Origin of the sequence: Phyllobacterium sp. P30BS-XVII, assembly GCF_014138335.1 — a bacterium.
GTDB lineage: Bacteria > Pseudomonadota > Alphaproteobacteria > Rhizobiales > Rhizobiaceae > Phyllobacterium > Phyllobacterium meliloti.
The window spans coordinates 662,872-674,523 of sequence record NZ_JACGXO010000002.1 but is presented as its reverse complement, the minus strand read 5'-3'; the positions used below and the strand labels follow the sequence as shown (position 1 = coordinate 674,523).

Annotated in this window: 12 protein-coding genes; 4 read left to right on the top strand and 8 right to left on the bottom strand. The window is 56.3% G+C overall.

Annotation, left to right across the window (positions count from 1 at the left end; all coding sequences use genetic code 11):
* Positions 1–440: 440 nt before the first annotated feature.
* The gene (gene cobT / locus FHW17_RS09130) at positions 441–1,460 is read right to left on the bottom strand and encodes a nicotinate-nucleotide--dimethylbenzimidazole phosphoribosyltransferase (protein WP_112527445.1); all 1,020 of its coding nucleotides are present in this window, start codon (positions 1,458–1,460) and stop codon (positions 441–443) included.
* Between the two features lie 123 nt (positions 1,461–1,583).
* On the opposite strand from cobT, the gene cobS reads away from it, so the two are divergent.
* Genes cobS through FHW17_RS09115 form a run of 3 tightly spaced genes read left to right on the top strand, consistent with a single transcriptional unit; the run spans position 1,584 to position 3,313 of the window.
* A complete protein-coding gene (gene cobS, locus FHW17_RS09125; RefSeq protein WP_112527298.1) occupies positions 1,584–2,357 on the top strand; it encodes an adenosylcobinamide-GDP ribazoletransferase in 774 nt (257 codons plus the stop codon).
* A gap of 18 nt (positions 2,358–2,375) precedes the next feature.
* Complete coding sequence (locus tag FHW17_RS09120; RefSeq protein ID WP_113095614.1) at positions 2,376–2,609, top strand: DUF1289 domain-containing protein; 234 nt, start codon at positions 2,376–2,378, stop codon at positions 2,607–2,609.
* Positions 2,609–3,313, top strand: coding sequence for a TIGR02281 family clan AA aspartic protease (locus tag FHW17_RS09115; RefSeq protein WP_112527302.1), 705 nt, complete (start codon positions 2,609–2,611; stop codon positions 3,311–3,313). The genes FHW17_RS09120 and FHW17_RS09115 overlap by 1 nt, the downstream gene beginning before the upstream one ends.
* A gap of 9 nt (positions 3,314–3,322) precedes the next feature.
* On the opposite strand, the gene dusA is transcribed toward FHW17_RS09115, so the two are convergent.
* Positions 3,323–4,339, bottom strand: coding sequence for a tRNA dihydrouridine(20/20a) synthase DusA (gene dusA, locus FHW17_RS09110; protein WP_182509653.1), 1,017 nt, complete (start codon positions 4,337–4,339; stop codon positions 3,323–3,325).
* 309 nt (positions 4,340–4,648) lie between these two features.
* Between dusA and FHW17_RS09105 the strand changes: the two genes are divergently transcribed.
* Positions 4,649–5,716, top strand: a complete 1,068-nt coding sequence (locus FHW17_RS09105) for a porin (RefSeq protein ID WP_112527306.1) — start codon at positions 4,649–4,651, stop codon at positions 5,714–5,716.
* Between the two features lie 69 nt (positions 5,717–5,785).
* Here the strand turns inward: FHW17_RS09105 and phnN are convergent, their stop codons facing one another.
* From phnN to phnD, 6 genes are all read right to left on the bottom strand, one after another.
* On the bottom strand, positions 5,786–6,412 hold the full coding sequence (phnN, locus tag FHW17_RS09100; RefSeq protein WP_162700202.1) for a phosphonate metabolism protein/1,5-bisphosphokinase (PRPP-forming) PhnN: 627 nt from the start codon (positions 6,410–6,412) through the stop codon (positions 5,786–5,788).
* Complete coding sequence (locus FHW17_RS09095; RefSeq protein WP_182509652.1) at positions 6,412–7,551, bottom strand: alpha-D-ribose 1-methylphosphonate 5-triphosphate diphosphatase; 1,140 nt, start codon at positions 7,549–7,551, stop codon at positions 6,412–6,414. The genes phnN and FHW17_RS09095 overlap by 1 nt, the downstream gene beginning before the upstream one ends.
* 2 nt (positions 7,552–7,553) lie before the next feature.
* Complete coding sequence (locus FHW17_RS09090) at positions 7,554–8,261, bottom strand: DUF1045 domain-containing protein (RefSeq protein WP_182509651.1); 708 nt, start codon at positions 8,259–8,261, stop codon at positions 7,554–7,556.
* Positions 8,262–8,326: 65 nt separating this feature from the next.
* The gene (phnE, locus tag FHW17_RS09085; RefSeq protein WP_112527314.1) at positions 8,327–9,661 is read right to left on the bottom strand and encodes a phosphonate ABC transporter, permease protein PhnE; all 1,335 of its coding nucleotides are present in this window, start codon (positions 9,659–9,661) and stop codon (positions 8,327–8,329) included.
* A gap of 9 nt (positions 9,662–9,670) precedes the next feature.
* Positions 9,671–10,630, bottom strand: coding sequence for a phosphonate ABC transporter, permease protein PhnE (gene phnE / locus FHW17_RS09080; protein ID WP_182509650.1), 960 nt, complete (start codon positions 10,628–10,630; stop codon positions 9,671–9,673).
* Positions 10,631–10,707: 77 nt separating this feature from the next.
* Complete coding sequence (gene phnD / locus FHW17_RS09075) at positions 10,708–11,619, bottom strand: phosphonate ABC transporter substrate-binding protein (RefSeq protein WP_091878445.1); 912 nt, start codon at positions 11,617–11,619, stop codon at positions 10,708–10,710.
* Positions 11,620–11,652 lie beyond the last annotated feature (33 nt).

The following is an 11,652-nucleotide window of genomic DNA, read 5'->3' as shown; positions in this document are numbered from 1 at the left end:
TTTGGCATCGGCAAGGCCACCACGCTTGGCATCAGCTATACCGGCCAGTTCTCGCAACAGACCCGCGACAACGCCGTCAAGGCCGATCTGACGGTAAGGTTCTAAAGGGGAAACGCAAATCAACAGGCTGGCGGGGATAGACCTCGCCAGCCCCGGAAATGATGGGTTTGGTCATGCCACATCAGATCGCCACGCAACTGGTCGAATGCAGTGCAGTACCCTGCATATGGTCACATTCCGCATGTCGTGCTTCACCTACCACGGACAAATCCCCGAGGAGTTCGACTGTCTTCACTGTCAAAAACTCCTCGTCAGGGCAAAATGCCTGTCTATTTCAGCCGTCAGGCACCGGGTTCATTCCGAAGCAGGGGCAAGACTGCAAGGTCCAGCGCATCCCTGAAGTCTGACCAGCAAGGAGAGCTGAATGGCCAGATCAGCCGCTAATCGCGGTTGCTGACACCGGCCTGGTCAAATGTTGCCATGCCGCTGTGGCAAAGCGCGGCCGCCTTGACGATACCAGCAGCAAGCGCGGCGCCGGTGCCCTCGCCGAGCCGCATGCCGAGATCAAGCAATGGCATTTTGCCAAGCTTTTCCAGTGCTTTGCGATGGCCGGGCTCAGCCGACACATGACCGAAAAGGCAATGGTCAATGGCTTCAGGATTGGCCGCATGCAGGATCGCAGCAGCTGATGTTGCCACATAGCCGTCGATAATAACCGGGATTTTTTCCACACGGGTGGCGAGGATGGCCCCGACCATGGCCGCGATTTCGCGTCCGCCCAGACGGCGCAGCAATTCCAGCGGGTCCTTCAGATGCGAGGCGTGCAATGCCACGGCGGTGCGCACGGCATCGGCCTTGCGCTTCAAGCCATCGCCGGTTGCACCGGTGCCGGGTCCGACCCATTCCTCGGCTGTTCCGCCATAAAGGCCATGGAAAATCGCCGCAGCAATGGTCGTATTGCCAATCCCCATCTCGCCAATGCACAAAAGGTCCGTTCCCCCGGCAATGGATTCCATACCAAACGCCATGGTGGCAGCGCAGGTCTTTTCATCCATCGCCGCTTCTTCGGTGATATCGGCGGTCGGATACTCAAGTGCGAGATCAAAAATTTTCAGGCCAAGATCATTGGCGATGCAAATCTGGTTGATGGCTGCGCCGCCAGCGGCAAAGTTCTCGACCATCTGCGCCGTGACCGATGACGGATAAGGCGAAACGCCCTTGGCGGTCACACCATGATTACCCGCAAAGACGGCAACCAGTGGCCGCGTTATCTGTGGACGCGAACGACCGGTCCATGCGGCCAGCCATTCGACAATCTCTTCCATACGCCCCAACGCGCCTGGTGGCTTGGTCAGGGTCGAATCGCGCTTGCGCACGGCAGCAACGGCGGCTTCATCCGGTCCGGGCAGGGTTTCAATCAGAGTACGGAAATCGTCAAATGGCAGGCCAGTGGTCATGATATTCCTTGCAACCAGGTCTTCATGGCAAATTATCAATGCACGTCCTATAAGCTCTGACGAAGGAAACGCAAAGGCTATCGGACGGCATTGAATGTCGCGCCCCTCAGCTTACGGGAACATGTCATGGATCTGGTGAAGGAAACGATGCGCGCTTTGGCCTTTTTGTCGCGCTGGCCGGTTTCGCCGCAATGGTTCGATGGTTACGAAGGCTCGCTGCATGACACGGTGCGTGGCTTTCCGCTGGCTGGCATTCTGATCGCCCTGCCCTCGGCGATTGTCATCCTTGCGGGTTCGGTACTCGATTTGCCTGAATTCGTCACGGCATTGCTTCTCGTGACCACGTCGATCATCGTGACGGGCGCCCTGCATGAGGATGGCCTTGCCGACGTGGCCGATGGTTTTTATGGCGGTAAAACCAGCGAGCGGCGGCTTGAAATCATGAAGGATTCGGCCATCGGCTCCTATGGGACACTTGCACTGATCATCTCCGTTCTCATGCGCATCGCCTTCTATATGGATATTCTTTCCGAGCTTAGCCCCGCCGCTTCCATCGCCGTTCTCGCTGGAACAGAAGCGGCAAGCCGCGCAGTTCTGGTCAAATTCTGGCAAACACTCCCTTCGGCCCGCGAAGGCGGCGTCGCCGACCGGGCAGGCACGCCAACGGCGAATGCCGCCAATTTCGCCCTCGCCATTGGTGCAGCGGCCTTTATTTTAACCTATGGCGCAGCCGGAGGACCGTTTGCCGTGATTGTTCCTGCATGTCTGGCCGCACTGGTCTTTTATGGCTTTTCGGCCCTATGCCGCGAGAAAATAGGCGGGCAGACCGGCGATACATTGGGCGCCATGCAGCAACTGGCGACAAATTCGCTTTTGCTCGGGCTTGTGATTATTCTCTAACCGCACCAAATTTGGGATATGAGCACCATCGAGTCACCCTGCATCCTCGTCTGCGCCATCGATATGAAGACCGGCTACTGCTTCGGTTGCGGGCGCACGCGTGAGGAAATCGGTGCCTGGTCGGTGATGTCACCTGAAACACGCCGCACCGTCATGGCTGATCTCCCCGCCCGCATGGAAGCCATCGAACGCCGCCCGCGCCGTGAAACGCGCAGGGGCCGTATGGCGCGCGAGAAAGAACAGGGTATCTGATGCCGCGCCTGTTCTGGATCATCATTGCACTCATGGCCGGAACCGTATTGCTCCTTATTGCCAACAATGGCAGCGGGACGACGCTTGGCCTGGCCAATGATCAATTTGCGCGCTTTGCCTATATGAGCATCTGGGGCATCGTGCTTGCTGCCGGTCTTCTCGGCTCCGGCATTCCGCTCAGCCACTTCCTGCGCAATATGGCGGTGTGGCTGATCATTTTGCTCGCACTGGTTGCGGGGTATCAATATCGTTATGAATTGCAGGATGTCGGCCACCGCATCACGGCTGGCCTCATCCCCGGCAGTCCGATTTCCGCGCGCGATGGTGATGGCGCTGTGACCGTTACGCTGGCCAAGGCCGAAAGCGGTCATTTCGAGGTTAATGGTTCGGTGAACAATACGTCGATAAGCTTCATGGTTGATACGGGAGCCTCATCCATTGTGCTGTCCTATGACGATGCCCGGCGTGCCGGGCTCAATCCGGATACGCTGTCCTACCGAACACCGATCATGACCGCCAACGGCTCAACCACCGCAGCGATTGTCACTCTTGATGAGATCAGGATCGGTGCCATTACGCGGCGCAATATCCGCGCCATGGTCGCGCAGGATGGCCGCATGAATGGCAGCCTTCTCGGCATGAATTTCCTCAACACCTTGAACGGATTTTCCGTGCGCGGCGACCGGCTGATCCTGTCGGATTAACCCAAAGCCTCAGGCAGCCTGATCGGCCATTCCCGTTTGCACGGCCTCATAGGCGCGGCGGATAACATTGCTATCCGCATCCGGCTTGTTTGCTTCGGTGGAGAGTATCTGGCGCCAGCGCCGCGCACCGGCGGCACCGTGGAACATCCCAACCATATGGCGCGCCACATGGGAGACGCGGCCACCCTGACGGATATGATTATCCGCATAGGCACACATGTAATCGATGATCGTATCAATCGACGCGGCTTGCGGCGCATCGCCGTAAATCGCCGCATCCACATCAAGCAGTATCATCGGATTGTTATAGGCGGCGCGGCCAAGCATCACCCCATCCACATGATTCAAATGATGAAGCGCTTCATCGAGCGTCTGAATACCACCATTGATCCCAATGAATTGACTCGGGTTTTGCCGCTTGAGGCGGTAGACACGATCATAGTCCAGCGGCGGAATATCCCGGTTCTCTTTGGGTGACAGTCCCTTGAGCCAGGCTTTGCGGGCATGGACCCACAGCGCATCGGCTCCAACGGCGAACACCCCGCCCGCCAGATCATCAAGCGCGGGTTCAACATCCTGATCGTCGACGCCGATCCGGCATTTCACCGTGACGGGAATGGAGACTGACTGTTTCATGGCAGCAACGCAATCCGCCACCAGAGCGGGCGTTTTCATCAAACAGGCACCGAACGTGCCGGATTGCACACGGTCAGAGGGGCAGCCGACGTTCAGATTGATCTCGCGATAGCCAAACGCTTCCCCCACCCGCGCTGCTTCCGCCAGCTTCACGGGATTGGACCCGCCGAGCTGAAGCGCTACCGGATGCTCGTCGCTGGAGAAGCCCAGAAGCCGGTCACGATTGCCATGGATCGCGGCATCGGCAACAATCATTTCCGTATAGAGCAGGGCATGGCGTGTGAACTGCCGGTGCAGGGTCCGGCAGTGGCGATCGGTCCAGTCGATCATCGGCGCAACGGCAAAGCGATTGTGCCCATATCCCTTGTCCTGTTCAGCCAACTCAGCCACGTCTCAGTTCTTTCGATTGGTTATCTGACACCCATTGGCGTCAGTCATGATTGATAAAAACGAACAGGGGCAGCCAAGCGGGCCTGCCCACCTCTTGCACATCACGCCGCCCCTCATAATCCGCCATGCCGATTTTGTCTACCAAACCGAGGATTTGGCTTGTTAAACCCGATGCATAAAAGCCAGATGCGGTAGCGTGATAAAACCGCAACAAGCTTTATCGAACCGGTGGTTCGACATTATTTCAGTCTTACGTCATCATAAAAACCGGCCTAGAAATGATTCACTGATTTGAATGGAGGCTTCCAAATGAACATCAAAGGTTTTCTTTTCGGTTCCGCTGCAGCACTTGTTGCCGTTACTGGCGCGCGTGCGGCAGATGCTATCGTTGTCGCAGAACCGGAACCGGTTGAGTATGTTCGCATTTGCGATGCTTATGGCAAAGGCTTCTTCTACATCCCCGGCACCGAAACCTGCCTGAAGATTGGCGGCTACCTGCGTTACGATGCATCAGCGGGCGATGATGTTTATAATGGCGGCGACCGCGACACATGGAACAAGCATTTGCGTACGGAAATTCGCTTTGATGCCCGTTCCGAAACCGAGCTAGGCACCCTGCGCTCTTACATCCAGACCCGTTTCGAATATACCGACGGCGTAAACAGCGGCGGCTCCATTCCGCAGGCGTTTATTGAGCTTGGTGGTTTCCGCATCGGTGTTGCCGATGAAATCTTCGGTTCATGGACCAACTATGCGGGCGATATCGTTAATGACGATGTGATCAACTACAACAGTTGGGCGAGCAATCAGGTCAGCTATACCTATGCTGCCGGCAATGGTATCTCGGCAATTATTGCTGCCGAACAGGGCTCGGTCAATGAAGGTTACTCCGATTATGTTATCGATGACTACCTGCCGCATCTTATGGCAGGTGTGAAGTTCGAACAGGGTTGGGGCGGTGTCAGCGCAATTGGGGGCTATGACTCCAACGTTGAAGAATTCGCTGGCAAGTTGCGCTTCGATCTCAAATTCACCGATACGTTCTCTGCCTTCCTCATGGGCGGCTATCAGTCCGGTTATGACGACAGCCGCGTCAAGCGCAACTTCCTTGCGCCTTGGCATGGTGATTGGGCTGCCTGGGGCGGACTTGCCGCCAAGGTTTCTGACAAGGCGACGATCAACGGACTTATCGGCTACGAGTCGGAGGGCACCATTGCTGCGGCTCTGAATGTTGGCTACGAAATCGTTCCAGGGTTTGTGATCACACCCGAACTGAACTACACCAAGTTTGACGGCGACCGTAAGGCGGATTCAATTGCCCATGGTGGTAGTGACGATGCATTCGGTGGCACGCTGCGTTTCCAGCGCAATTTCTAAAAGAACCTGAAAAGCATACAAAAACCGGGGGCTTGCCCCCGGTTTTTGTATGTATGAATTGAATTCAGTTCAGATTTGTTCCGAAACAGCCGCAAACGCAGCGGATTTCTTCAAAATAGTAACAAACGCAGCACCAGCGTCGGCGACAACACCAGAATTGTCGATCACCACGGCATCAGCGGGATCACAAGGGTTCGGTGCTGCCCGCATCAGGCGGCGCTTGATTTCCTCAGCATCTTCCCGTCCGCGCGCGGCAAGGCGCTGCGCCAGAACCTCATGCGATGCCGTAATATGCACCACGATGAAATTGGCATAGGACTCCCGCAAGGCAGGCAGAATTCCCCGCGAGACATTGGCAATGGCAACAGTACCCTGTTCCACCTTCAGGTTAACCGAAACAGGTAAGCCATAGCGCAGGCCATGCGCTTCCCAGCAGTGGCAGAACGCCCCTTCCCGTTGCGCGGTCAGAAACGCCTCTTCGCTCAAGCTGTCGTGATCTTCCGCATCGACAGTCGATGGCCGTGTCACCACGCGGCGCACGAAATGGAAATCCGGTTGGCCGCGCAGGGCCTCCCGCGCAAAATCCATGATTGTATCCTTGCCCGCGCCGCTTGGGCCGACAACGGCGACAAACACGCCGTTGCGCAATGGGGCTGACGCAGGGTTAAGCGCACGTTCGATCGTTGCCGCCGCCATCAGACTACCCGGCGGCCTTCACGCCAAACGGTGCGCACAACAGGAATGTGCTCATCAACACGAACCCGGACCAGATCGGCACGCTTGCCAATTTCGATAACACCGCGATCATCAAAACCAACAGCTTCGGCCGGGTTTTTCGTGACCAACCGCACCGCATCGGGCAGGCTGATGCCATCGACAACTTCACTGAGGAAGAAGGTCGATTGGATCAGGCTGAACGGAATATAGTCGGAGGACAGAATATCGAGGTGGCCATGCTCGACCAATTCGCGTGCCGAAACATTGCCGGAATGCGAGCCGCCACGAACAACGTTGGGCGCTCCCATCAGCACGGCGAGACCCGCTGCTTTCGAAGCAGCGGCGGCTTCCAGTGTCGTTGGAAATTCAGCCACATGAATGCCCTGCTCGATCGCTTCATCGACATGGGCTGATGTCGCGTCATCATGACTGGCCAATACGATGCCGCGCTCCCGGCACATATCGGAAATTGCCTTGCGCTGGGGTGCGGAGTTACGCGCAGATTCTTCCATACGCTTTTCACAGAACACGGCGAATTCCACGTCGGAAAGCTTCAGCTTGCGCTGATAGTAATAGGCATAGGTTTCGAGATTGACGAACTGGCGCTGGCCGGGAGCGTGATCCATCAGCGATGCCAGCCGGACGCGGCTGTCATTATCAAAGAAGTGAAAGCCATTGAGGCAATCGGCTTCCGATACTTCGCAGCGCAAGTGAAAATAATGGTCGGCGCGCAAGCGGTCCTGCTGCACGCTGTCTTCAATCGCATCGGCCAGCTTGCGGATTTCCTCGGCTGACATATCCGCATCGCGGTCAAGACCGATCCGCAGCGCATCGAGAACCGTGGTAATGCCTGACGTGGCAATCTGCGCATCATGGGCAAGCACGGCGGCAATCGGGTTCCAGCGCACGCGCGGACGCGGTGCATAATGCCCCTCCAGATGATCCGTGTGCAGTTCCACGAGACCGGGAATGAGATAATCGCCGTCAAAATCCTCGCCGCCCGCAATTGTGCCGGTTGAGATATCGGCAATCTTGCCATCACGGATCAGGACCGATCCGTTGATAACCTCGTTTTCGAGAACGATTTGCGCATTGTTCAGGCTCAATTCGGCGGACATGATCAGGCAGTCTTTCTACGGTTGGTTCCGGCCAGCGGATGCAGCGAGTGAATTTCAAAGGGAAAGCCCGGCTCGGCTTCCGTAAACAAAGCGAGATTGTTGATTTCAACTGGTTCTTCGAGGACTGGCTCCAAGAATTCACCCAAAATGCGTTCGATTTTGGGCCTGTCACGCTCGGGAACCGGGCCTGTTAACGTCATATGGAAGCGGAATTCCTCGAACACATAGGGATAGCCCCATTGTTCGAGATTGCGCCGCTGGGCCAGAGACAGCTTTTCCGGGTTGCGGCGCTTAATTTCGGCTTCGCTCGGTGGGGCGCGAAAACGGTCGAAAGCAACCGTCACATCATTGGCAAGCTGGTTCAGCCGCTCAACAGGTTCTTCAGGAACCAGCGCAAAAAAACCATCCAGATTGGCGATCATCAGCTTTGGAATTTCCACCGGCTCAATCGACGATGCAAAATGCATCATGGCAGACAAAAGCTCACGCTCTTCAATCCCTTCAGCCAGATGGAACGGTGCCTTCAGCGTCGCGTGAAAACCGTAGCGGCGCGCGGACTCGGTAAGTTGGGCAAAATCCTCATGCGCCAGATCGCGAATCTGCGGCGGCTTGACCGGCTGCCCGCTAAAAGCATTGCGGCCAAGCCAGTTCGCCGCCACTTTCAATAGCGGGTCGGCCGATGGCGGCGTGAAATAGATTGCATAGCGCATGGGTGATTCCTCTGGAACAGTCTCGCGTTACGCCCCGAATATGACAAGCCTTTGAAGGTCACGAATTAATGGTGCGACTTTCCGGCCAGACGGGAACGTAGCGCGTTCGATATGCCGTCGAAAATGAATATCACAGCAAGGATGAGGACGACCATATAGGCGACATTGTGCCAGTTTGTATTGGTGCGCATGGCCTCCCACAGTTTGAGACCGATACCACCAGCGCCCATTGCGCCGATAATGGTGGCCGAGCGCGTATTGGATTCCCAGAAATACAGCGCTTGGCTCGCAAAAACCGGAAGCACCTGCGGCATGACACCATAACGCTGCACATTGGCCGGTGACGCACCGACGGATTTGACGCCCTCGCGCTGTTTGTCATCGATATTTTCAAGCGTTTCCGAATAGACCTTGCCGAGCGTGCCGGTGTCGGTGAAGAAAATCGCGGAAATACCGGCAAGCGGTCCGGGACCGAAAGCGCGGGTGAAGAACAGTGCCCAGATCAGCATATCCACCGAGCGCAGGAAGTCGAAAAAGCGCTTGGTGATCTGGTTGGCAAAGAAATTCGGCGTGATGTTGCGCGCTGCCATGAATGCCAGCGGAAACGCCAGCAGTGACGCCATGAGCGTGCCCATAAAGGCCATGACGATAGTCTGCAACAATTTGGTCCAGACATCGCCATGCTGCCATGACGAGTTGAACCAGATATTGTCAAAGGCCAATGCCGCATTCGACATTTCGGGTTTGATCCGCTCGCCGCTGACGATCATGGAAGTCACTTCACCAAAGGACTTGCCCCAGAATGGTGACGCCGTGTCGAACACAAAATTCGCCCAGCCGAAGAAACGGCGGCTCACCACAACGCGCTGCGGAATAATATCCGCCTGCCCGGCAAAGCCGAAGGTCACAGTGACCTGATCTTCCTTGAGCGTCGCCCAATCAGGCAGCGGCCCTTGCGGCTTGGCACCATCGGTTGCCAGAAGAACCGTCAGGCTCTCGGACCCACGTGTCGCGATGACCCGCTGATCGCTGATATCGAGCTTCTTGTCCGAACCGAAAGCGATGGTGACATTGTTGCCGTCCTTGACAACCCAGCTTGGGTTGGGGTTATCGCCGAGTTCAGAAAAGCGCGGATAGCTGACAGTTGTTCCCGTTGGCGTCGGGCGAACTGTTGTGCGGATCGCATAGGACACCCAATCGCGGGCATAAAGCTCGGCGCGCTGCCATTGACCGCTTGCCAGCACTGTGCCGATGGAAAAGAACCACCAGCAGTAGAAAACGTAAAGCACAATGCCCGCTGCAATCACCAGAGGCATGAAACGGCGCCAGAATGGCGGATTGAACACGGCGGGATGCCGCAACTCAAAATCGGCAATGGCATCGGCTGTCATGGCATTCATAATGAGATCCTAACCGCCGAAGGCAAAGGCCTGCTCGCCAACGAGGCGGCGGCGCAGCCATGCGGAAAACTGGTCCACGGCAATGATGGTGACGAACAGAAGCAGAATGATCGCAAGTGTCTTGGCCTGATGACCGCGACCGATGGACAGGCGTAGTTCCTCGCCGATACCACCGCCACCGACAGCACCGATGATGGTCGATGCGCGCACATTGATTTCAAGCCGCAACAGCGCATAGGACATGAAGTTCGGCATGACCTGCGGCACGATGCCAAAGCCAACGCGCTCGATCCAATTGGCACCGACAGCACGCAAGCCCTCACCTGCCTTCATGTCGGCATTCTCGACCACTTCGAAGAAGAGTTTACCGAGAGCACCGATGGTGTGAATACCCACGGCAAACATCGCCGGGATTGGCCCGAGCGACAGGATAGCGGCAAAGAAACCGGCAATGACGATCTCGGGAAAGGCGCGCAGGATTTCCATATAACGGCGCGCAGCAAACCGGATGAAGCGGTTTTTGACGAGGTTCTTGGCCGCGAGAAAGCAGATCATGAAGCCGAAGATGAAACCCACAAGCGTCGACAGGATCGCGATATTCAGCGTCTCCAGCATCTTGTAGAAATATTCGGGCATATAGAAGCCGCCGAACAGATAGACCCGCCCTTCGGGATAGTCATATTTCAGGCTTCCATCGAAATAAGGCGACGGCAGATCGAACATGGCGCGCCAGACTTCCCAGCCGTCGCGCGGGATCAGATCGCCAGCAAAATCAAACAGATGTGGCAAACGGTCAAAGAACTTCCCGGCATTGGATTCATTGGCAAACCAAAGGGACCCCGAAATGGTTGCCAGCAGCCCGATAGCAATAATCCAGCTATAGACACGGCGGCGTCCGGCAAGCTCCTGCCAGTGCCGTTCGATCTGAATGCCGTCGGGCGACAACTCAGCGGAAGCGGTTTTGCTCATTGCACAAATCCTTCAAGGTGCCGGCAAACAGAATCACGGCCAGTTGCAAGAACTGGCCGTGATAATGCGTGTCTGGCTTATCCGCCGATCTGCGCTTTGCGGGCGTCGATGATGGGCTGATAGAACTGGGTGTTCACCTCAGTATAGCTCTTGAAATCGCCGCCCATGGTAGCAGCAAAGCAGGCTGGATCGCTCTTTGGCAGGTCAAGCATGAATGCCTTGAACTTGCTCTTGAGGCCAGAATCCAGCGAGGTGCGGATAACGATCGGGCCGTTCGGGATCAGCGGCGACTTCCACAGTTCGACGAAATCCTTCATGTCGATCAGGCCCTTGTCAACCATCTTGCGCAGATTGCCGGATGTATAGCCTTCATCGAACTTGCCAACGCCGGAGCCGAATGTCGTGCCAGCATCGAACTTGCCATCCTTGACGGCGAGAACGAGGTTTTCATGACCGCCACCGAAACCGGTTTCGGAGAAATAATCCTTGACCGACGTCTTGATGTCTTTTGGCAGCGAGGTCACTGGAATGAGATAGCCGGACGTGGAATCCGGATCGGCAAAACCAAGCTTCTTGCCCTTCATGTCAGCAAGTGTCTTGATGCCGCTGTCCTTGCGGGCAACCATGATCGAGTAATAGCCGGTCGCGCCATCGGTCTGAACGGTGGTCAGGATTGGTTCAACAGCGTTCGGATTGGTCAGGTAGATCTTGGCAAAGCCAGAAGCGCCCAATTCCGCATAATCGAGGGTGCCGCCGAGCAGGCCCTGGATGACGCCATCATAATCCGTCGCCGGGAACAGCTTGACGTCCTTGACGCCGAGAACCTTCGGCAGCTTGTCGACGATGCACTGGTAGTTGCGCAGACGGTCTGCTTCGTTTTCGCCGCCGATGATACCAACGCGAAACGTTTCAAGGTTTTCAGCGCGGGCCATTGTACCGGTAAATATGGCGCTGATCGCAATCGCACCCATAAGGGCTTTCCTAAGCAACATGACTATCTCTCCTGTCAAAGCTTCAAAGTT